General features: G+C 34.5%; 20 protein-coding genes. 6 read left to right on the top strand and 14 right to left on the bottom strand.

The genetic code is table 11. The features are described from left to right. Positions 1 to 60: 60 nt before the first annotated feature. The 5 genes from EMTOL_RS15880 to EMTOL_RS15900 all read right to left on the bottom strand — a co-directional run bounded on the left by EMTOL_RS15880 (position 61) and on the right by EMTOL_RS15900 (position 5,305). Positions 61 to 1,830 (bottom strand): D-alanine--D-alanine ligase family protein, encoded by a 1,770-nt coding sequence (locus EMTOL_RS15880; protein ID WP_305953258.1) that lies wholly within the window; start codon positions 1,828 to 1,830, stop codon positions 61 to 63. A 176-nt stretch (positions 1,831 to 2,006) separates the two neighbouring features. Continuing rightward, positions 2,007 to 2,255, bottom strand: a complete 249-nt coding sequence (locus tag EMTOL_RS15885; protein WP_015030329.1) for a NifU family protein — start codon at positions 2,253 to 2,255, stop codon at positions 2,007 to 2,009. 136 nt (positions 2,256 to 2,391) lie between these two features. Beyond that, positions 2,392 to 3,495 carry an Mrp/NBP35 family ATP-binding protein gene (locus EMTOL_RS15890; RefSeq protein ID WP_015030330.1) on the bottom strand — a complete coding sequence of 368 codons (1,104 nt, stop codon included), beginning with the start codon at positions 3,493 to 3,495 and terminating at the stop codon, positions 2,392 to 2,394. 32 nt (positions 3,496 to 3,527) lie between these two features. Then, positions 3,528 to 4,247 carry a YqjF family protein gene (locus tag EMTOL_RS15895; protein WP_015030331.1) on the bottom strand — a complete coding sequence of 240 codons (720 nt, stop codon included), beginning with the start codon at positions 4,245 to 4,247 and terminating at the stop codon, positions 3,528 to 3,530. Positions 4,248 to 4,324: 77 nt separating this feature from the next. Beyond that, on the bottom strand, positions 4,325 to 5,305 hold the full coding sequence (locus tag EMTOL_RS15900; RefSeq protein ID WP_015030332.1) for a GSCFA domain-containing protein: 981 nt from the start codon (positions 5,303 to 5,305) through the stop codon (positions 4,325 to 4,327). 454 nt (positions 5,306 to 5,759) lie between these two features. On the opposite strand from EMTOL_RS15900, the gene EMTOL_RS15905 reads away from it, so the two are divergent. Beyond that, complete coding sequence (locus EMTOL_RS15905; protein ID WP_015030333.1) at positions 5,760 to 8,495, top strand: TonB-dependent receptor; 2,736 nt, start codon at positions 5,760 to 5,762, stop codon at positions 8,493 to 8,495. 37 nt (positions 8,496 to 8,532) lie between these two features. After that, a complete protein-coding gene (locus EMTOL_RS15910; protein ID WP_015030334.1) occupies positions 8,533 to 9,390 on the top strand; it encodes a DUF4249 family protein in 858 nt (285 codons plus the stop codon). 81 nt (positions 9,391 to 9,471) lie between these two features. On the opposite strand, the gene EMTOL_RS15915 is transcribed toward EMTOL_RS15910, so the two are convergent. The 3 genes from EMTOL_RS15915 to hpt all read right to left on the bottom strand — a co-directional run bounded on the left by EMTOL_RS15915 (position 9,472) and on the right by hpt (position 12,986). Beyond that, entirely contained in the window at positions 9,472 to 12,033 is a 2,562-nt protein-coding gene (locus EMTOL_RS15915) for a M14 family metallopeptidase (protein ID WP_015030335.1), read from the bottom strand. A gap of 54 nt (positions 12,034 to 12,087) precedes the next feature. Then, positions 12,088 to 12,291 (bottom strand): MbtH family protein, encoded by a 204-nt coding sequence (locus tag EMTOL_RS15920; RefSeq protein WP_015030336.1) that lies wholly within the window; start codon positions 12,289 to 12,291, stop codon positions 12,088 to 12,090. A 161-nt stretch (positions 12,292 to 12,452) separates the two neighbouring features. Then, positions 12,453 to 12,986 carry a hypoxanthine phosphoribosyltransferase gene (hpt, locus tag EMTOL_RS15925; protein ID WP_015030337.1) on the bottom strand — a complete coding sequence of 178 codons (534 nt, stop codon included), beginning with the start codon at positions 12,984 to 12,986 and terminating at the stop codon, positions 12,453 to 12,455. A gap of 171 nt (positions 12,987 to 13,157) precedes the next feature. On the opposite strand from hpt, the gene EMTOL_RS15930 reads away from it, so the two are divergent. Genes EMTOL_RS15930 through EMTOL_RS15940 form a run of 3 tightly spaced genes read left to right on the top strand, consistent with a single transcriptional unit; the run spans position 13,158 to position 17,340 of the window. Further along, a complete protein-coding gene (locus EMTOL_RS15930; RefSeq protein ID WP_052315434.1) occupies positions 13,158 to 14,408 on the top strand; it encodes a tetratricopeptide repeat protein in 1,251 nt (416 codons plus the stop codon). Between the two features lie 59 nt (positions 14,409 to 14,467). Further along, positions 14,468 to 16,825: a metallophosphoesterase gene (locus EMTOL_RS21900; RefSeq protein WP_015030339.1), complete on the top strand. Its 2,358-nt coding sequence runs from the start codon at positions 14,468 to 14,470 to the stop codon at positions 16,823 to 16,825. Between the two features lie 35 nt (positions 16,826 to 16,860). Beyond that, positions 16,861 to 17,340 carry a PEGA domain-containing protein gene (locus tag EMTOL_RS15940; protein ID WP_015030340.1) on the top strand — a complete coding sequence of 160 codons (480 nt, stop codon included), beginning with the start codon at positions 16,861 to 16,863 and terminating at the stop codon, positions 17,338 to 17,340. A 102-nt stretch (positions 17,341 to 17,442) separates the two neighbouring features. Here EMTOL_RS15940 and EMTOL_RS15945 read toward each other — a convergent pair whose 3' ends face one another. Both EMTOL_RS15945 and EMTOL_RS15950 read right to left on the bottom strand, forming a co-directional pair. Beyond that, positions 17,443 to 17,913 carry an Lrp/AsnC family transcriptional regulator gene (locus tag EMTOL_RS15945; RefSeq protein ID WP_015030341.1) on the bottom strand — a complete coding sequence of 157 codons (471 nt, stop codon included), beginning with the start codon at positions 17,911 to 17,913 and terminating at the stop codon, positions 17,443 to 17,445. A 153-nt stretch (positions 17,914 to 18,066) separates the two neighbouring features. Next, entirely contained in the window at positions 18,067 to 18,360 is a 294-nt protein-coding gene (locus EMTOL_RS15950) for a TIGR03643 family protein (RefSeq protein ID WP_041693622.1), read from the bottom strand. A 76-nt stretch (positions 18,361 to 18,436) separates the two neighbouring features. Here EMTOL_RS15950 and EMTOL_RS22240 point away from each other — a divergent pair, with 76 nt between their 5' ends. Further along, positions 18,437 to 18,586, top strand: a complete 150-nt coding sequence (locus EMTOL_RS22240; protein WP_015030343.1) for a DUF2256 domain-containing protein — start codon at positions 18,437 to 18,439, stop codon at positions 18,584 to 18,586. Here the strand turns inward: EMTOL_RS22240 and EMTOL_RS15955 are convergent. The 4 genes from EMTOL_RS15955 to EMTOL_RS15970 form a co-directional block, all read right to left on the bottom strand. Next, on the bottom strand, positions 18,578 to 18,907 hold the full coding sequence (locus tag EMTOL_RS15955) for an MGMT family protein (protein ID WP_015030344.1): 330 nt from the start codon (positions 18,905 to 18,907) through the stop codon (positions 18,578 to 18,580). The genes EMTOL_RS22240 and EMTOL_RS15955 overlap by 9 nt on opposite strands. Next, the gene (locus tag EMTOL_RS15960; protein WP_015030345.1) at positions 18,907 to 19,479 is read right to left on the bottom strand and encodes a DUF3109 family protein; all 573 of its coding nucleotides are present in this window, start codon (positions 19,477 to 19,479) and stop codon (positions 18,907 to 18,909) included. Before EMTOL_RS15960 ends, EMTOL_RS15955 begins: the two co-directional genes overlap by 1 nt. A gap of 85 nt (positions 19,480 to 19,564) precedes the next feature. Beyond that, positions 19,565 to 21,607 carry a LysM peptidoglycan-binding domain-containing protein gene (locus EMTOL_RS15965; protein ID WP_015030346.1) on the bottom strand — a complete coding sequence of 681 codons (2,043 nt, stop codon included), beginning with the start codon at positions 21,605 to 21,607 and terminating at the stop codon, positions 19,565 to 19,567. 42 nt (positions 21,608 to 21,649) lie between these two features. Then, complete coding sequence (locus EMTOL_RS15970; RefSeq protein ID WP_015030347.1) at positions 21,650 to 22,288, bottom strand: O-methyltransferase; 639 nt, start codon at positions 22,286 to 22,288, stop codon at positions 21,650 to 21,652. Positions 22,289 to 22,547 lie beyond the last annotated feature (259 nt).

Below are 22,547 nucleotides of genomic sequence, written 5' to 3' on the forward strand. Positions count from 1 at the left end.
AATTAAAAGCATAAAAAAACTCCATCTCTGAAGATGGAGTTTTTTTATGCTTGATAGTAATTATAATTCAACTAATGTATCTGAATCACACTGGAAAATAAATTGTACACTTTCAGCAAGTTCAGTTTCAGAAAGCTTTTTTACTTGTGTATCAAAGCTACCTGCATATTTATTAGTAATTTTTTCGGCTTTTCTTATTATTTCTGCAATAAATGGGTGTTTAGATTTACCAATATTTTGTCCAAAATCTTGAATATCAGCCTTAAACATTAAGTTTACAGGAATTTTATACATTTGGCCATTTCGAGCCGCACATACACATACTGGTTCATAAGCTACTGAAGAAGCGTATTCTCCTAATTTTCTTTGAGCAGTTTTGTATTCTTCGTCAGTTTCACCAAAAATAATAGCTACTTTCTTTCTATGAGCACTTACTCTTCCTTCAATCAGACTATCAATTTTTTCTAAAAGATTTCTCAGAGCAACTGTATTTTTACCACTTCTGATACGCTCACGGATAGACTGTCTTACGAAATAAGTAATTGATTGTGTCACGGTAAGACCGATTTCTGCCATTTGCTTGAAAATAAGCGAGGCTGGCGACATACCGGGTAAGGTATTTGGGTCGTGTAGTAATACACGGCTATCGGGAGTTAAGAAACCATCAATACGAGTTACCACGCTAAATCCTAAATTATTGAAAGCTTTAAGCAAATTATCGTGAATTTTGTTTAGGTTTTCTATACTCGTTTCTACTGGAATACGCTTTTTTGTGACGTTTGACTTATATTTAGATTTGAAATCAAAAGTTTGAATTTCACCGTAAATCTCGGTAGGAGGTAAGGCTAAAGCTGTTCCGTCGTCATGTTGAATTACACCGCACGAAAACTCTTGTCCTACCACAAATTCTTCAATCATTACGTGGTCTTCAGCATTTGCTGAAATGGCAGTTACTGAATCTAAAGTAAATAGAAGTGCATCTAATTCTTCCATCAATTCAGCGGGGTGATGTAGAATTTTTCCGTTGACATAAAGTGGAAAGCCAATACCTTCGTCTAGGTTCGAGGTTTTTTCCATTAAATGCCTTTTCTGGCGGTCAGTCATTTTTTCCCATTCTCGTTTCAAGAAAGTTGTTTCGAAGAAACATTGTTGAATGGCTTTCGTAAATTCTTCTAAACTTCTCTTTCTAACAATTGCCACCCCAATAGATGAACCCTGGTGAGGAGCTTTGACCACGAATGGAAAACCTATATTATTAATTAAATCTGTAAACAATTTCGAGCGGTCTGCCACTTGCCATTCATCACGAGTAAAAGTAACCATTTTCTTTTTTTGGCCTGTTACAAGTGAAAGTAGCTTATTTTGCATGGGTTTGTCAATACCCACCGCAGAACCCATTAAACCAGGGCCCATGTATGGAATTCCATACCATTCTAATAATCCTTGTATAGCACCATCTTCTGCTTGAGGACCATGCATAATGACAAATGCAAAATCCATTAAATTAGAGAAATCTGTCGGCTGAACTTGCTTACCAACTTTATAAATGAGTTTATATAGTTGTGTTTCGTTGAGTTCTCCTAATGACTCTATATATACTCTAAAGCCTCGGTTCAGATTTTTAGATGGAAAGAAATCTCTTATTGAATCTTCATATAGTAGCTCAGGATTAATTTGGATGAAATGCCCCAAGCTATCAACAAAAATAGGAACAGGTTCGAAAATAGCTTTGTCAATATGTTCAAAAGCTGTCTTTCCCCCTAAATAAGAAATTTCTCTTTCTCGTGCTTGTCCGCCGAAAAAAACACCGACTCTGATTTTGTTTGTCATTATTAAGTTTTGTTCACAGTTTGGCTCTGCCAGTAGAGTTCCATTCAGGAAATAACATGGCATAAATGAAAAATACTTTCGTAATTAGTTCTGTTTGCAAGTTAATAAAAAAGCCACTTGTAAAAACAAGTGGCTTAGATTTTTAAACGTAATTTCTATAAAAAATCCAATTTATTTCAAAAAGCTGGAGTTAGATTAAGAGCTTCAACTTTCTTTATTTCAGGTACTGCTTTCAAAATAGCTTCTTCTAAGCCTGCTTTAAAAGTCATAGAAGACATTGGACATGTGCCACAAGCACCTAATAATTCGATTTTAGCTGTTAAATCTTCGGTTACTTCTACAACTCTCACATTGCCTCCATCAGTTTGTAGATATGGTCTTACGCTATTCAGTGCGTTCTCTACTTTTTCTAATAAATTTTCCATCTAAGCTTATTTTCAGCAAATATATCCTTGTAAAAGTAATAAAAAATAGCAGGAATTAAAAGAAAGAAATAATTTGGTTAAAAACTTTCTTTAACTACAAGCATTCAAATAAAATAAGTTCAAAAATAATAAAGGTTTATCTTACCTCAACTCGGGCTGTTTTTTGACCAGAAGCATTTCGAATTGCCACTTGACGAGCTAATTCTTCAGCAGCATCTCTGAAGGCCTGACTAACAATTGGTTCGTCATCCATCATCACTGGGCGGCCATTATCACCACCCTCTCTAATACTTTGTACAATCGGGATTTGCCCTAATAGTGGCACTTGGAGTTTTTCCGCCATATTTTTTCCCCCATCTTTACCAAAAAGATAATATTTGTTATTGGGTAATTCAGCAGGAGTAAAGTAAGCCATATTTTCAACGATACCTAAAATCGGCACATTGATTTGCTGCTGACGAAACATTGAAACACCTTTGGTAACGTCGGCTAAAGCTACTTTTTGTGGGGTTGTGACAACGACAGCTCCTGTAAGTGGAACCGTTTGAACAAGGGTAAGATGAATATCACCAGTGCCCGGAGGAAGGTCAATTAACAAATAGTCCAAATCGCCCCAATCAACATCACCAAAAAATTGTCGTAGTGCCTGACTAGCCATTGGCCCACGCCAAACAACTGCACTTTCGGGCGGTGTTAGGAAACCAATAGAAATCATTTTAATGCCATATTGTAAGATTGGGTTAATCATGTTTTTACCATCTTTTTGTGTAATCAATGGTTGTACATCTTCAGCACCAAACATAATCGGAATTGAAGGCCCAGAAATATCAGCATCAATAATACCAACTTTAGCACCCGATTTTTTTAACGCCATTGCCAAATTTACTGTAACAGTAGATTTTCCTACTCCACCTTTACCTGAGGATACAGCAATGATATTTTTTACACTTGATAATACAGGTGCATTATTTCTGATAGAGGTTACGTCGGCTGTCATATTAACTGTAACCTGAACATCAGGGTTTAGGTGTTTATGTATAGCATCAACGCAATTTTTCTTGATAAGTTCTTTGAGCGGACATGCTGGGGTTGTTAGAACAACCGTGAATGTTACTTGATTTACTCCTACCTCAATATCTTTAATCATATTGAGCGTAACTAGGTCTTTCTTTAAATCAGGCTCCTCAACTGTACTGAGGGCTTGTAGCACTTTTTCTTTAGTGATGGTTAGTTCTCCCATTTTTGTATTGTTGTACGGGGTAATGTACGGGTCTAAGTAATTATTTTTCCTTTCAGGACTGCCACTTCTGAGCCTTGAGCATGAAGTACTGAAATTGGCTGCTTATCTTTTAAAAAAGCGAATTCTTTACCATAAAGTTCCTCAAAATTACACAAGATTTGGTACTTATTCACTCTATGTACCAACCAACGTGGGTGTTGTACTTGATATTCATTGGTTTTTTGTGTAGAATAAGCCGCATAACCCCAATAATGTTCTGTGATAAATTCTTCTTCGCTTCCTAAACTTATGGTTTGTGGAGTTAAATCTGACCAAACTTGTAAACTATTCCAACCAGAACGCGACTTCCACTCGTATTGTGCAGATATTTCATGATTATCTGTTATAATCTTATGATTGCAAGGGTGGGTTGCGTAATTCTCCCTGTAAAGTGAATTGGCAATCAAAGTAATCATAGCTTTTGGTACGATTTCTTTCACAAAAACAACTCCTCTTTTCCATTCACCGTTATCGTTGTAGCGTACATAAAAGCGTAGGTTCACTTCTTCAAAGTTAGTATGAAAGGGGAATTTAATACCTAGCACCTGCGTATCGAAAAACTGAAAGCCCACTAAACTTACATAGCACCGACCATTCCAAAAATCGAGTTCGGTTTTGTAGGGGAGGTGTTTCTTTAGAATTTCTGGCGAAACTTCATAATTGGCCATTACTAAGTTTTGCCACTTTGCTTTTAAAAAGGTGTTACCAAACATTTTGAATAGGCTTTTAAACAAAAAAACTATAAAACGATGCAATTGTTACATCGTTTTACAGTTTTTTGTTGAGTTTTTTATGCCGCCACTAATTGCGAACGTACTAACTCAATTTCGCTGGTAACATCAATTTTATTACTCAAAATTGTTAGTTTTTCTAGCAAATCGTTGAGAAACCTTTGATGAGCAGGCGTATCAACTTGAATAGGACGATGATTAAGCGACATTTTTACTTTATTCCACTCTTTTAGGAAAATATTTAAGTCTTCGGTAAAGTAAGTATTTGCAAATTTCTCAAAAATATATTGCTCTGCTTGCTCATTCGGATGAATCATATCTGCCTTGTAGAAACGATAATCACGAAGGTCATCCATCATGATTTCATAACTAGGAAAATAATGTACATCGCTAAAATCTTGCTCCAAATGATAGCACGCAGTACGGAGAATACTCTTACTTACGGAGTTGAGTTGGAGTGTTTCACGCGTATGGCGTACTGGGCTCACGGTCAACAAGATTTTTATCTTATTGTTTTGCATTTTCAAAGTTTCATACATCGGACGGAATTTCATGATAATGTCCTTTACATTGAGTAGTTCTTTTTTGAAGTGCGAAGCAGGTGTTTTATGGCAATTTGATACAATTTGACTGTTTTCCTTGAGCTGATAAACAATTGATGTGCCAAGCGTAATGACTAAAAAGTTTGCTTTACGAAGAAACTGATTTACGTTTCTGTGCGTAAGGTTTAACTCTTTTTCAAGCTCTTCTTTCGAATGGGCATAAAACTTCGAATGAAAATCATAATGTTGCCATATTCCATTATTTTCAAGCATAAGATGCTTAAAAATGGGTTGATTTTGCAAACTATGACTAATTAGCTTGAATATCGAAGCGGGGTTAAATACAGTGCCATAAGGATTACAAAGGCATTGTAGTTTATTGTCAGTTAACTGACTACCTATGACCTCGGAAAAACACGAACCAACGGTCATGATTTTTGAGTCAGTGCTGATTTTGAAGCGAGCGGGTGCCACTTCAATTTCAGTACGAAAATCCATTTTATTTATTTTAGGGGTTAGTTATAGTAAATTGACTGATAATCAATTACTTGCGAAGGTAAATTTATATTAGAACACTTGCAAATTATTTCGTAAAAAAATGCAAAATTTAATATGAAGCTACTTAGAGCTGATTCTGAGCATTCGGAATAGATAAGCAAATTAGAATGTTTAACTAGGATTTATTGCGTACTTGAAAGACTATGTAGAGTCATCATTTTGTTATTCTCGCTTTAAGTAAGATTCGACTTTTTAGAAAACTGGAATTTTATTTTATTCAAAGGAAAAATTCCTATTAGTAAAACTGAACAGAAATTTTTAAACCATAATATCACCAACAAAGGTGTCATAAGGAGACATAAAAGATTAAAGTTTCTCTACTTTTTTTAATTTATGCATCGGCTAAACAAATGCTTTCGTCTATGTTTTTGAACCAAACCAATAGACGTTGATAATGAAAAGATTTCTTCTTTATTTTCTATTACTACTTATTTTTTTACCAAAAGAATCAGCCGCACAAGTGCCTAAAATGGCGGAAGTAAACACAAAGGTCATCAAAGATGAGTTTTACAATAATATTCCGTTAACTACCATTTTAGCTGATTTAGAAGAAAAGTATGGCTTAAAACTACTTTATGATAAAGATTTGTTGAAGTCATATAATGTTACTCACTGGTTTTCGAATGAAACGATTGAATCGGGTTTGAGGTCAATATTGAAAAAACTACCACTCAAGCAATTTATTGATGAAAATGGATTTATAAGCATTGTCCCAAAATCTGCAAAGATTGAAACCATTGTAGATAAACAGTATAATGGAAAGGCTGATAAGACCAATTTTACACTTACAGGAAGAATCATAGACATCACTAATGGCGAGAATCTTCCTTTTGCATCGGTTAAAGTAAAAGGCGAACAAATAGGTAGTCAGTCGAATGTTGATGGATATTTTACCCTTCTCAAAGTGCCATCAGATACCGTTACATTAGAGATTTCGTATGTGGGTTACCGGACACGAGATTATCATCTAAATCCTAAGCTTGATGTAAATGATTTAAAAATTGAAATTGAGCCTGCAGTTGATATGCTCGATGAGGTGATAGTTGAGGGTGAAAAGACCGAGGTTTTGAAAGCAAATGAAATTGTGGGTATGATAAAAATGACCCCAAGAAACATTGCTAAATTGCCAAATGTTGGTGAGCGTGACCCTTTCAGAGCTTTTCAATTAATGCCAGGTGTAAGTGCTTCAAATGAATCTTCCTCGGGGCTTTATGTACGTGGAGGTACGCCAGACCAAACATTGGTGCTTTATGATGGATTTACAGTTTATCATGTTGACCACCTTTTTGGTTTTTTTTCTGCCTTTAACTATAATGCAATAAAAGATATTCAGCTTTATAAAGGTGGTTTTGATGCGAAATTCGGTGGTCGTATTTCAGCCGTTGCTGAAATTACAGGTAAAGATGGAAATAAAAAAGAGTTTAATTCTGGTGTGGATTTAAGCTTATTAAGTACGAATGCTTACATTGAAACCCCAATTGGTAAAAACTTTACTTTTTTGGTAGCTGCTCGTAGATCATATAAAGGACCATTATATAATAAGTTATTTAAGCGGTTTACAAGTGAAAATCAGACACAAACGCAGCAACAACAAGGTCCTGGTTTTCCTGGTGGTGGACGTTTCGGTAGTTTTAGTGCGAACCAGGTGGCAAGTTCTTATTTCTACGACTTGAATTCAAAACTTACTTTTACTCCCAATAAAAAAGACATTATTTCACTCAGTTTGTATAATGGAACTGATAATATGGATAATTCTTCTAGTTCGAATTTGGGAGGATTAGGAGGCTTTGGTGGAAGAAACATCGGACTTAATACTTCAAATACCGATGTATCCAACTGGGGAAATTTAGGTGGTAGTTTGAAATGGTCAAGACGTTGGAGTGATAAATTTTATAGTAATTCATTGATATGTTACTCCAATTATTATAGTACGCGTGATAATAGTCGAACTATTTCAACTACTCGAGATGGCACAAGTCGAGATGTGAAAATCGGACAGTTAGAAGATAATAATCTAAATGATTTTACCGCGAAAACCGATTTCGAGTGGCAAGCTTTCAGAGGGAATAAGTTAGATTTTGGCTTACAATATACTAAAAACATTATTAAATATACTTACAGTCAAAATGATACAATTACGGTTTTGAATCGAAATGATAAAGGAGCTACCGCCACATTTTATGTTCAAGATAATATAAAACTCTTCGACGGACGCCTGCATTTAATTCCGGGGGTACGCATTACTAATTTTGATGTAACAAAGAAAAATTACGTTGAGCCTCGTTTCTCAGCGAACCTAAATATCACAAAACAATTTAAATTGAAAGCTGCGGCGGGTGTTTATTATCAGTTTGTTAAGCAAATAAACAGAGAAGATATTTCACAAGGAAATCGTAATTTTTGGATTCTTTCAAATGCCGAGTCTTTGCCCGTTACGAAGTCAAATCATTTAATTTTAGGAGGAAGCTATGAGTTAGCAAATTACTTGTTCGATGTAGAATTCTACCAGAAAAATAGTACAAATATCACAGAATATACATTGCGTTTTGTGCCTAAAATTGGTCGAGGTTTAAGTGTATCAGAAACGTTTTTTAATGGTTCAGAGATTGTACGCGGAGTTGATGTGTTGATTCAGCGAAAGTTTGGAGATTTCAATGGTTGGATTGGATATACTTTGGCAGAAGCCAAAAGAAATATCTCTGCTTTTTCTGATAAACCTTATTATTCAGACCAAGATGTTCGCCATCAATTTAAGGCAATTGGCTCTTATAAATATAAAAGGTGGGATTTTGCTGCTACTTGGATTTACTCTTCGGGCCGCCCATATACTTCTATTTTGGGAGCATATCAGTTAGTGCTTTTGGATGGTTCAGTGAAAAACTTTACAAATCCTTCAGATAAAAATGCAAACCGTTTTCCTGCTTATCATCGAATGGATGTTTCGGCAACATATAATTTTAGCTCTCATTTCAATGTAACTTTTTCAATATTTAATCTTTATAACCGTAGTAATGTATGGTATAAGCGTTTCCAAGTAATTAAAGAAGATGATATTACTGCATTGCAGATTACTAATGTGAAGTATTTAGGTATTACACCAAACGTTACATTAAGTTGGAAATTGAAGTAATTGATAAAGAACAAGAAAAATTAAAGTGTTTTCTAAAATGAAAAATATAAATATCAGCTTTTTCCTGTTGAGTTTCCTAATATTTTTGGGGAGTTGCACAGAAACAAATACCGTGATTAACCCAGGCGATAAGCCTGTTGTTGAGGCATATTTAGCCCCTAATCACCCAGTAAGTCTAAAACTTTATTCAGAAATCCCTTATTCAGATACTTCTGAGGGTGTTTCTCAGCCAATTGATGGAGTTTCTATCAAAATTATTGGTAGTAATGGAAAAACGTTTACACTTTCTTCTCAGGGAAGTGGCTTGTACACATCAGCTAATAATGAACTAATTGGCCCAGCAGGCACCACGTATTCGTTAGAATTTGATTTCAAAGGTAGAAAAGTTAGAGCAACTACTGAAATTCCAAGTAAACCCATAAATTTCAAAAGTGATAAAACCGAAATTTCACGCACTCAAATTGATTTATCAAATTTCACTCCAGGGAGTGGAGGAGGGATTCGTCCGGGTGGAGGATTTAACCAAGAAAATACTTCGGTCAATTTAACGTGGAGTAATCCAAATAATTACTATCATTTTGTAGCTGTTGAAAATGTAGAGGAAAACCGTGTGCAAATTATTATCCCGCCATCTGGGTCAAGTTTTCCAAGTTTTAGATTTTTCAATGAACCACTTATTGGTAGCTCGAATGTTGTTCGTTCGCAAAGTTTCCAATTTTTCGGAAAGCACGATATTATTTTATACCGTGTAAATGGCGAATATGCTGCTTTGTATCAAGCCACAGGTACTACCTCTCAGAATCTTAGTACACCTCCAACAAGCATTATCAATGGATTAGGGATTTTTACGGGTATTAATGCCGATACTGTGAAGTTTGTAGTGAACAAGAATTAAATTTATATCTATTTTTTAAGGTTAGTAAACAGATAAAGGGTTGGCCTTCGCCAACCCATTTATTTTTTACTTCTTCAACAATTATTCTTCCTCAGCGAATTGTCCTCCCATGCTTATATTACTTCCAAAGAAAAGGGCGTTTAGGAAAAGTTTATTCGTGCCAAACCAAGTTCCTCTGAAATTTGGGTCGTCAGAAAATAAAATTACCCGACCATTTCCTTCATAATTTATATTTATTGCCGCCGAATTGGCAATTCTTTTCAAAGATTCTGGATGTACATAGCCCGTAATTCGTGGGTTGGCAGTATAGACTAAAACAGAGTTTGCAGCTCCCGTACTTCTCTCTAAAACTGTATTGTTATTTCTGTAAATAGCCATTTTTTTGTTAGTATAACCGAAACCAATTGGACTAGTAATATCAAGTTCAGCTTCAAAAATAGCTCCACCTGTTTGTTTGGCTCCTTCAGCAGCTTGAAAATCTTCAAATGCGATTCGAGTTTTATTTCTACTACTATCTGCTTTTACCTCTCTTAACTTTTCTTTCGCAATATCTTGTTTAATTACCCATTCAGTTCCTGTTTTTAAGGTGATAAGCGTACCACCGTTTGCTACCCAAGCTTTTAGTTTTTGAGCAGATGCTTTATCTAACGCTGAATAGTTTCCACCAACTAAAACTATCGTATTGTAGCGATTGATATTCAAACGTGCAAAATTATAAACTTCTACCTTCGTTATAGGCATACCAATTTTTGTATCGAGTAAATGCCAAACTTCTCCCGCTTCAGAAGCAGTTACTCCTCCACCAACAAGCATCATGGCTTGTGGTTTTTTTACGGATTGAAAACTATTACTGCCCAAATCAATTCCAGTACTGCTAAAGCCTGTTGATACAGGCTCTATATTAACACCTGTATTTTGTGAAATTTGCTTGAGTTTTTGAAATAATTCTTCAGAGCTTATCTTTTGTTTTTGCACCGAAATAAGTAATGTTCCGTGTCCGTATTCTTTTCCTCCAATACTAAATTTTTTGAATGCTGCTTTAGTGAGAATTTGATTTTCTAGTAATTGATTTAAAGCTTTTGGTGCATAGTAATCTGTCCAATCAATAAGATAAGCATACTCACTTTTATTGAATGAATTTGGATTTGGCTTTAAGTCAGCTTTCGTAATTCGTTCACCTTTTGAAAATGCTCCTTTTATTTCGGCGTGTGGTAAACCATAGGCTAAAGCTAAATTCCAAGCCGATGCATCATAAAATAAGCTATCTGCGAAGGTAGTTGGGCGGTCGAAAATAGAGCGAACCATTAGATATTGAGGCTGTGCCGAAGGAATAAGGATTGCTTTACCTTTTTTGAAAGTCTGGCCTGATTCACTCATATCATTATTCAAATGATAAAACTCAATATTGTGTTGAAGTAATAAATCCCAAAAAGCTCTATTGCGGCTTTGGTCGTAAGAATCACCGATGATATATGCTTTTGTTGGAAATTTTTGTCCTTGAGCAATAGTTTCATTGAAGAAGTTTCGCTGATGCTTTAGTAAAGTTTCTTTTTCGACCAAAGATGCTCTAATGGTAGCTAAAGCATTCACTAATTGATTTCTAACAGTAAATCCAAAGCTTAAATCTCCGTTTTGACTTTCTTGTAAATGTCCGCGTGAACTTGCTTGTTCAAATAAAAGTCCCAAACCACCTTCCATATCAGGGTAACTTGAACCATAGCCGGGATAGAAATTATCGAAAGATTCTTTAGTATAATATAATGATCCTATTTCATTCATAGCTTGCTCAAAATATTTGGCAAATTTGCTATTTAGGTCTTTATAAACAGTTTTGGGCACAAGCGGATTTTCGGCATTTTCTTTAGTTGGTTCAAAAAAATGAGAGGCATTGGTACCCATTTCGTGAAAATCTGTTACAACATTTGGCAGCCATTGATGATAATACGCCAAGCGATTTCTACTTTCTACATTTACTGCCAAATACCAGTCACGGTTCAAGTCAAACCAGTAATGATTCGTTCGTCCACCCGGCCAGACCTCATTGTGTTCACGGTCGTTGGCATCAGCAACCATTGGGTCGCCTTTGTGCATATTTGCCCAATGGGTGTGTCGGTCACGGCCATCGGGATTAATTACGGGTTCCATTAAAATTACCGCATTTTTCAGCCAATTGAGTGCTTCTGGGTCTTGGGTTGCCGTCAAATAGTAGGCAGTAAGAATAGAAGCTTCTCCACCAGAAGGTTCATTGCCATGCACATTGTATCCCAACCAGATTATCGCTGGAGCTTTTTGTGTATCAGGCATTGGTTTTGAAGGGTCAGTAAGGGCTAAGTGTTCTTTTCTAATTTCTTCTAAGCGATTGATATTTTCAGGAGCTGAAAATGTTACAATTATTTGTTCTCGATGCTCATTAGTTTCTCCTATTTTTTGTACCGTTACTCGGTCAGATACTCGGTCGAGTTCACGCATATACTCCACTAATTTATCATGTCGAGTATGATGCAAACCGATACCATAGCCAAGAAATTGCTCGGGTGTTGGAATTGCAGGGTTTAGCTGTTTTTTAGGAAAAAAATAATCTTTTTGGGCATTAGATTGATATAAATAGCCCAATAAGAAGAGCAACGTTAGTAGTTTCTTCACGTTTTTTTAGGGTTTAGTTTGTGATAATTTATTTAAAAAAATGGGAGGATACTTTCAGAATCCCCCCATTTTTTTTCTGAGCGAAAGAGGACTCATATCAGTCCAAGCTTGCTCAATATACTCAAGACACTCTTTTTTTGTTCCAGTTTTACCTATATCTTTCCAGCCTAAAGGGTTTTCTCTAACAACAGGCCAAATACTATATTGTTCTTCGTGGTTTACTAAAACCTTATAAAGAATTTCGTCTTCGTAGTCCATAGTTGTAATGGGATAGAGATTAGATTTTTCAACTTTAAACTAATCGCTTTTTCGAAGAAAAACAAGCATTTTTAGATAATTATTTTCATTTTATCATTACCGAATAGACAAATGTAATTTATTGAATTCCAGCCTTTTGAATATAATTTATTTAAAAAGTATTATGATTCTTTGAGTACGTATATTGTATCGGTATTTCTGCCATAACCATCATAGTCTAGTCCATAACCTAATACAAATTTATTTGGAATTTCAAAACCCACATAGTCTAGTTTCAGTGGTACTTTTAAAGCTTCTGGCTTAAAAAGCATGGTCATGATTTTGATAGAGGCTGGTTGGTTTGAAGCTAACTGACCTAAAATTTCTTGCATTGTCATTCCAGTATCAACAATATCCTCAACAATTATTATATGACGGTCTTTAATGTCTTCTTTTAAACCTAATACTTGTTTTACTTTTCCAGTAGATTCGGTGCTTTGGTAGGAAGACACTCGGATGAATGTCACCTCACATTCAATGTCAATTGATTTGAACAAATCGGCAACAAACATAAAGGAACCATTCAGCACGCCAATTAAAAGAGGATTTTTTCCAGCATAATCTTTGTTAACTTCTTGAGCTAACTCTTTGATTCTGTTTTGAAGTGATTCGGATTCGATGAAAGGAACGAACGTTTTGTCTCTAATTTGCTTCATTTGATTGCAATTTTAAATCAAAATGCAAGTTAGTAAATTGATTTGAAATTACCTTTGTGTATTGAATACTTCAAAGTGGTGAATATTTTATGTAAAATAATTTTAAGAAAATTTTAAGGTTTGCATAATTTGATGCAAAATCAAGCGTTAAAGATGCATAAATCCAAAAGTATGAATATCGTGAATCCAATATTTTTTAAACGAGTTATTAATTTAAGTGCTATATTATTATTGGTGCTATTGAGCCAGCTTGCTCAAGCACAGTTTTCTTGGTTTGGTGGTACTACTAAGAAAAAACAACATGAGGTTCTTTTAGCTAATAGGGCCATTCAGATTGAAGCCACACAAGCAATCAATAATATGTATAATTTCAAGTTCGATGCCGCAGAACGTGATTTTAGGTGGTTGACCGTTAAATATCCTGAGCACCCCATTGGTTTTTTCTTGATTGGTTTGAATGAATGGTGGAAAATTGTTCCTGATACCAAAGATGAATCGCACGATGATGCCTTTTTTGCTAATATGGATAGAGCAATTGATTTAGCCGATGAAATGCTTGATGATGACGATGGAGATAAGGAAGCGGCATTTTTCGAAGCGGCAGCTTATGCATTCAAAGGGCGTTTACACACCGAACGTGGAAATTGGGTAAAAGCAGCTTGGGCAGGAAAACAGGCATTGAAATATTTGGATAAGTGTCGTGGTTTCGGTGATTTTAATCCTGAATTAGCCATTGGTGACGGACTTTATAACTATTATTCTAAGTGGATTCCGGAAAATTATCCTTCATTGAAACCCATGCTTATTTTCTTTCATAAAGGTGTAAAAGCCGAAGGAATCAAGCAATTAGAATATGTTGCTTCCAATGCTTTTTATACTCGAATGGAGGCTAAATACTTTTTGATGCAAATTTATTCGATGGAAAATCAGCATCAGAAAGCTTATTATGAAGCTGCTCAAATGCATGCTATTTATCCTGATAATTCATTTTTTCATCGTTACGCAGCCCGTACCGCCTTTATGCTCGGAAAAGCAGATGAAGCTGAAAAATTAGCAGAAGAACTATTAGCTAATGTGAACGTTGCAAAATATGGTTATGAAAGTACCGCAGGACGTTATGCTGCTTATATTTTAGGATATATCAATTTTAATTACCGTCGAAATTATCCAAAAGCTAAGGAATATTATCAAAAAACAATTGATTTTGCTCTACAGAATGATTCAAAAGATTCTGGCTATTTTTGGGGAGCGAACTTAGGCTTAGGAAAAATTGCCAGTGCAGAGAAAGATTATCAAAGTGCCCTACAATATTTTAATGTGGTACTCAGTAACGCCGATAAAAAATTAGAAATTCATAAAGAAGCTAAAAAATTAATAGAAGATACAAAAAAGCTTCTGAAAGCCGAAAAGAAAAAGAAATAAGCTCTTTTGTACAATTTTAAGCCTTTTAGAAGTATTTTTGGATAAATTTACCAAATGAAATGCTTCATCTAAAAAAAATAAAGGTTGCATTCTTTTCCATTCTGATAATACAATGCTGTTGTTTTCAGAATGGAAAACTCTATGCTCAAAATCTTACCCGTGGGCCATATCTTCAGCAATTAAGTTCAAATGGGGTAATTATTCGCTGGCGTACCGATATTCAAAGCAATAGTATTATAAACTTCTCAACTGCTGAAAGTTCAAGTACTTTCTCTCAAAAAATTGAAGAATCTACCCAAGAACACATTGTTCAATTAACGAATCTTCAACCCAATACAAAATATTTTTATTCAGTTGTTTCAGGTGCAAAGACTTTAGCTTCTGGTAAAGATTTCTACTTTATTACTGCACCAACTGCAGGAAATACTCGTCCTATCAATATTTGGGCGATGGGTGACTTTGGAGATGACTCGAAAGAAGTATATGTCAAGAATCAAAATGCAGTTCGAGAACAGTATTTAAAGAATAAATCAAATTATACAGATTTGTGGCTTTGGTTGGGTGATAACGCCTATTGTTGTGGAACTGATATAGAATACCAAAGACAAATTTTTGATTTCTATGGAAGTAGTATTTTGGGAAATACAGTTTTTTTTCCGTCTCCCGGAAATCATGAATATTATGAAACTTCGACTGGACAAGTAGATAAAAAGATAAATTACTTTAACGTAATTAGTGTACCAACTAAGGCTGAAATGGGCGGAGTTGCTTCAAATACGAAAGAATATTATTCATTCAATTACAGTAATATCCATTTTATATCGCTTGATTCCTATGGTTTAGATGAAGGAAAATATCGACTTTCTGATGCGAGAAGTAAACAATATCAATGGCTTATTTCTGATTTAGAGGCCAATAAAGGTAAATCTTTATGGACGATTGTATTCTTCCATCATCCACCATATACTAAACGCTCACATGATTCAAATGCCGAGCCCGATTTAGTGGCTATTCGAGAAAGTTTAGTGCCTATTTTTGATAAATATAAGGTAGATTTAGTCCTAAATGGTCATAGTCATTCGTACGAACGTTCGTATTTAATGAAAGGCCATACTGGCCACTCAATGACTTTTGATGTCAATACCCATGCTGTGCAAAATGTTAATGGGAAATATGAAAATGTTGTAGGTTCAAAACCAATCATTAATAAAGATGAAGGGACAATCTATTGTGTTGTTGGTTCGGCGGGTCGTTTAGATTGGAATGGAGACCCCAATCCTCATCCAAGTTCGGTTTATTCTAATGTTACAATTGGCGGGTCATTATTATTTACTATTAATGAAAATCGACTTTATGCTAAATGGGTAGCAGCTGATGGAGTCATTAGAGATAATTTTACGGTTTTTAAAAATGTTAATAGAAATGTAAAATTAGCAGTAGATTATGGAGAGAAAGTTAGATTAAATACTTCTTGGAAAGGTTCGGGTAATTGGTCGAATAAAATACTTAATCAACCCTTTATAGAATTTGTACCAAAAAAAGATACAATAATTTCGGTTGTAGATTCATTAGGTTTCATGAAAGATGTGTTCCAAATTAATGTTTCTCCACAACCAATCATTAGCGTAGAATTAGCTGAAAACACTAAGGTTTGTATAAAAAATACCTTAACAGTTCCCTTTTCGGTAAAAAATACCAGTTTAGACAAATGGACTTATCAACTTGAGTTATCAGACTTGAATGGTAATTTTAACAAGCCATCAGTTTTGGCAAAAAGTTCGACAAGTCCATTTCAGATTACATTATCTGATACTTTGAAGGAAGGAAGTAACTATCTTTTTAGGGTAAGGCCTAATGTCGATTTTTTCGAAGTAGTATCAAGTAAAAGTTTTAGTGTGTCAACTCCTGCTTCAATCAGTTTTACTGGTAATAAAACTTTAGCTTTTGATACCCTTGTAAATCTTAATTTACGCTTTACAGGCACGCCTCCATTTACCTATAAAATTAGTTCTTTACCCGAAAATACTACTCAATTAAAAGAAGTTAGTATCAAAGTTAAACCTAAGGCAGGAGGAATCTATACAATTGAGCAAATTGGGAATATTTGTGGGGCAGGTATGATATTGGCTGATAATTCACTGACAATCTTGTCTCCACTTGCAACAGAAGATGAAAATCAACCGATTTCAGTTTTTCCAAATCCGACTTTAGGTGAAATTTTTATTAAAAATCACACAGTTAAACCAATTAAGGGCAATCTTTATATTCAAAATATTGAAGGAAAATCTGTTTTTATGAAGCAAGTTCTTTTCAATGAATCAGAAAAAATAGATATTCATGAGCTACCAGCAGGATTCTATATACTGAAGATAAAAGCCCAGGGCTTAACTATTACCAAAAAAATAATCAAACACTAATTTACATTTCTTTATATTTTACCACAGACTATTTTATGGATAAACTTATCAAAAAAACGATTTTATCATTATTGACTCTTTTCTCATTTGGAGCATTAGTAAGCTGTGCTTCAATTATACACGGAAAAATTCAAGATATTGTAGTTTCGAGTCAACCAAGTGGAGCTAAAATTTTTATTGATGGAAAAGAATTCGGACAAACACCCAAGGTTTTAGGATTACCAAGAAATGGACGATTTGAAGGTGAACCTTCTACAAAGCAAGGATATAAAATATCTATTACAATGGAAGGCTACCAACCTTATGAAACAATCCTACAAAGGAAAGTAGATGGCTGGTTTTTTGGTAATATCATTTTAGGTGGAGTGATTGGAATTGTGATAGATGCGGTCACGGGAAGCATGTATAAACTTACGCCCAATCAAGTTTCTGCACAAATGAAGCTTAGTGGAGCAAATGTATTCAATTATAATAAGAAAGAAGTATATATCGCAACTACACTTCAACCTGACTAGAATTGGATAAAAATTGGGCAGTTAAATAAAAATCGATAAAAATATTTCATAAAAAATCCCCGAAATAAGAATTTCGGGGATTTTTATTGGAGTTAGTTTCTATCAAGGAACGGGTAATACCTGTGTGTCTTTGAAGGTTGATAGAATTACCATCGTTTGTGTACTTGCTACCTCTTCAATCTCATTTATTGTTTCCATAATGAGTTTTTGATAAGAATTAATATCTTTTGCGATAACCTTTAGTAAAAAATCGCAAGAGCCAGTTACGTGATGACATTCAATGATTTCTGGTACTTTAGCAATTTTTTCAACAAATGCTTCTGTAACTGCTTTTCTGTGGCCAGAAAGCGAAACCTGTACAAATGTCATTACGCCAAGACCCACCTTTTCTCTATCTATTTGAGCATGGTAACTTTTAATGATACCTGATGTTTCTAATTTTTTTACTCTTTCTAAAGTAGGGGCAGGCGAGAGACCTATCTCTTTTGAAAGTTGAGCGTTTGTTATCTTACCGTTACTTTGTAGAATCTCCAGCAGGGTATGGTCTATTTGATCTAGTTTGTTAATACTCATTGGGAGTAGTTGTTTTAAGAAGTGCAAAATATTCTTTGGTGCAAAGATACGGTTTTTCTTTAATTAAGCAATTGTAAATTTTGAAAAAATAAGAAAAAAGAAAACTTATTTTGGAAAATTCAAAGAAAACAAAAATCAATGATTATCAGCAACTTATCTTTTTGATATTTTATTGTGTGTAATATTTCTTTGAAGGTTACATTTATGTCTAAAATCACTCACTAAAGATTTGGCCAAATGTTTAGTGCTGCGTCCTTGAACTCGCTCTCTCCACATTCGCCATGATGAAGGTTTCATTTCTCTTCGCATGAGTTCTATTACTTCTTGTTCTTTTAATCCAAATTGTATTTCAATGGCATCAAATGGAGTTCTGTCTTCCCAAGCCATTTCAATAATTCGGTCTTTTTCTTGGTCAGTAAGTGTTTTGTACTTTTGTCTCGAATTCATAAAATAAAGATGAATAATATCATTTTTACAACAATCATCGGTCAAGATTGTTTTATAATATGTATTTTTAAAGAAGATGAGAGGAGTAAAAAAAGAAAACTTACCAAGTAAAGAATGTATTGTGTGTGGCAGACCCTTCACATGGAGAAAGAAATGGGAAAAAGATTGGGAGGAAGTGAAATATTGCAGTGATGCTTGTAGAAAAAATAAAAGTGCTTCAAAGTAATTCTTCGGAGGGGTTCCAAAATATGGCTTTGAAATTTACTACTTGGTCTTTTTCCACTTTCACCCCTTCGCTTTCAAGTAATTCTTGCATTCGATTACCGCCAAAATGATGTTTGCCCGTCAATAAACCAATTCGGTTGACTACTCTATGAGCGGGAACATCAGGCAAACCATGACTTGCATTCATTGCCCAGCCGACCATTCGAGCAGCTCCTAAGCCTAAATATTTGGCAATGGCACCATAACTAGTTACTCGGCCGGCTGGTACAAGTTTGACTATTTCGTAAATGTCATCAAAAATATTTTCTTGTGATTTCTTCACTATTTTTGATTCATACTTTCAATTTCACTTTCTAATTCTGCATACCATTCTTTTCCATAAGCTCTAATTAGAGGTTCTTTGAGGAATTTATATACTGGTACACCTAGTTTTTCGCCCAACGAACAAGCATCGCTGCAAATAGACCAACGATCATAATTTATTGCATGATAGCTCTCATATTTTGTTATTCGTATTGGGTATAAGTGACAAGAAATTGGTTTTTGCCACGAAATTTTACCATCAAGATAGGCTTGCTCAATGCCACATTTTAAGGTTTTATTTTCATCGTAAATGGCGTATGCACACTCTTTATCACCAATGGTGGGAGTTGAATAATCATCTTCCCAATCTTTGATATATTTTCCTTGTTCTTCAATCGCTTTTATGCCCTCTGGCGAAAGATAAGGTTTTACATGTTCATAAATTTCCTCTAAAATTGGAAGTTCAGATTCTTCCAAAGGAGCACCTAAATCGCCTTCTACACAACATGCACCTTTGCATTTTTCTAAATCGCAGACAAACATTTTGTCGGCAACATCCTCACTTATACAAGTATTATCAATTAAAATCATTTTATTGTTTTTTTACATTGGATATTATCTCTAACAGAATAGAGTCGTGTCAACAAGCAATGTAATTTAAAATTCTTGGCAATAATTATTTCTTGATAATAATTTTTTGTCCAATCTTAACATTTTCACTTTTCATGTCATTCCATTCTTTAATTTGCTTCATAGTTACCCCATATTGTTTCGAAATGCTATATAATGTTTCATTTCTTTGTACTTTATGTATTTTGCTTGAAGTACTATTTTTTTCTGATGAGTTATTAGTAGTCTTTGATGTCTCTGAACTAACAACTTTGTTGCCAGTTTTAGGGGGTGTAACAATAAGCACTTGTCCGATCTTTACACGTTCGGTGGTAGAAAAATCATTCCATTCCGCTAATTCCTTTATTGTAATATTGTATTGTCGGGCAATACTATAAAGGGTCTGACCAACTTCAACCTTGTGTGTTCCCGAATTTTGTACATTGTTAGTAATAGGAGTCGAGTTTTTTCCTGTATTAGGTTTTACTGGACTCTGGATTGGGTTTACTGGCGTGTTTTTTACTGTAGCAGGAGGAGTTTGATTAATTGGTGTTCTATTTGTATTTTCTTCAGTTTCATCACTATCTGAAATAACAATTATATCATCCTCTTCTCTTAGGCGTGGATTTTGTTTGTTTGTTTCTACTACCGAAGTATTCTCAGGAATATTAGTGTTTTTGGAATTATTTTTAGGCGTCTTGTTCTCTTTTTTGCGGTCATTTTTTGTATTTTCCTTTGTAATAGCCTTCTCATCAGTATTTTCGTACTGTTCTTTGAGCGGAACATTTTCAGACTCTTCTATTTCTTTTGTATTAATGGCATCAATAGGCTCATTTTTTGGACGCTTCTTTTGTAAATAGATTACTCTTCCTTTTTGGATAGGTTTAACAGTACGTAGTCGGTTCAATCTCAATAAATTTTTAAGACGTATTCCGTAGATTTGCGATATTTGCCACAAATTTTGCTCTTGAAGTACAATATGTTGAGGAACTGGACCTTTTTTATTCTTTTTTTGTAAATAATAAATCCTACCTTCTTCTGCTAAATCCATAGCTGTCATATCATTATAACGTAAAAAGTCAGGTATTTTCATTTTCCCATTTCTTGCTAAAGCAGCAATATCATCACCCGCTTGAGCTAAGATACCTTTTTTGCCATTAATTTCGTAGAAAACAGGCTCTTCCGGAGAAGCACTTGATGGCGTTATTCTTTTTAAGATAGGAAATTTAGCATTACTTGAAGTCAGTTCAACTGGTTTACTTAGCTTCGATTGAATATTTTCTAAATTTTCAATGGGTACTAAAATAGCAACAGAATAATCTTTATCTCTTGGGATATTATCTGCTATTAGCCAAGAGTTGAGCTTTTTTAATTCGATGGCATCAACATCGAAAATTGTTGCAATATCATCTAGGCTTTTGCCTTTTGAATTTCTATACTCTACAAAAGAAAAACGAGATTCTTTCATACGATTGATTCTATATTCAAAAGCAATTCTGTGTGCAATGGTTTTTAATAAATAACGGTCGGTTTGGCCATCAAAATTAATTTCATTACCATTTGCCCAATGAGGAGGTATTAATTTACTTACGCCAGCTACACCCAGTGTGTAGGAATATAATGTTGAAACCCAATTTTTATAAATCAGATTATTGCGTTTCAGATAGAGTGCTGCTGCTTTGGTTGAGGCATAGATATTTTTTCTTTCATCAATCTCCGAGTCTATTCTAAGGCCTAATTCTTGGGCAGTAGCTTGCTTCATTTGCCAAAATCCAACTGCATTTGAGCTTGAGATAGCATCAGGGAGTAAAGAGCTTTCAGCAACTGCAACATACTTGAAATCTTCGGGAATTTCTTCTTCTTCTAAAATTGATTCAATGACTGGAAAATACCATTGAATTCGCTCTAATTTATCAATTAAGTATTTGTTCTCAGGGGTTAAAAGGGTATTTACTTCTTTTTGTATGAGTTTTTGAGCATCATCATCAAGCTTTATTGTAATACCCGCAAACTCAACTTTCTTAGGTACATCTGGTACGTTGACTCGCTGCCCCAATGTGGTTTGAGTAAACGAAATAGAAAGTAATACAAGAGCAATTATTTTTTTCATTGTTATACAGGAAATAGGGGTTCTTTTACAGGTAACTAGCTTTTACAATTTTCGAACAATTATTAGTCCATCTCTAATGGGTAATAATATATTTTCGGTTCTTGAGTCTTCTTGTAACTTCTGATTATAAGCTCTTATTGAAAGCGTATCTTTATCTTTTTTACTTGGGTCTGCCACTTTTCCACTCCACAAAACATTATCCGAAATAATAAACCCGCCCTTACGTACTTTATCAAATACCAGGTCATAATATTTATCATAGTTGAGTTTATCAGCATCAATAAATACAAGGTCGAAAGTTTCTTTAAGGGTTGGGATTATTTCAAGGGCGTTACCGATTCGAAATTCAATTTTGTCTTTTTGAGGAGACTCATTGATATAACTTCTTACGAACTCTTCTAATTCTTCATTGACATCAATCGTTAAAAGATGCCCATCTTCTTGTAAGCCTTCGGCAAGGCATAGGGCAGAATATCCAGTATATGTACCAATTTCAAGTATATTTTTGGGGCGTATCATGTGCGAAATCATCGATAAATACCTGCCTTGAAAGTGCCCTGACAACATTCTTGGCTGTAAAACTTTTGCATGAGTTTCTCTATTTAAACGTCTGAGAAGTTCGCTTTCACCAGTCGTATGAGCAACGCAATAGTCATCAAGTTCTTCGCTTATAAACTCCATTTAGATACTATGCTATAATTTTATTGAAAATGTTTCTAAATATTCGCGTAGCTACAGATACCCCACTATCAGTTTCCCAATAATGAATTTGGAAGTATGTAAGCACGCAAGTTTTTTTTTTTAAAACAAAATTAGAAATTTTTTTAAATATCCTAACAATTTTGGTTATTTTTTTTGAAATAATCAGAATTATTGTAAATATAGAATTTTCAGTAAATAATGAAAATTTGTATCTTTAAATTAAAAAGGCGAAGAATTA

Origin of the sequence: Emticicia oligotrophica DSM 17448, from assembly GCF_000263195.1 — a bacterium.
Classification (GTDB): domain Bacteria; phylum Bacteroidota; class Bacteroidia; order Cytophagales; family Spirosomataceae; genus Emticicia; species Emticicia oligotrophica.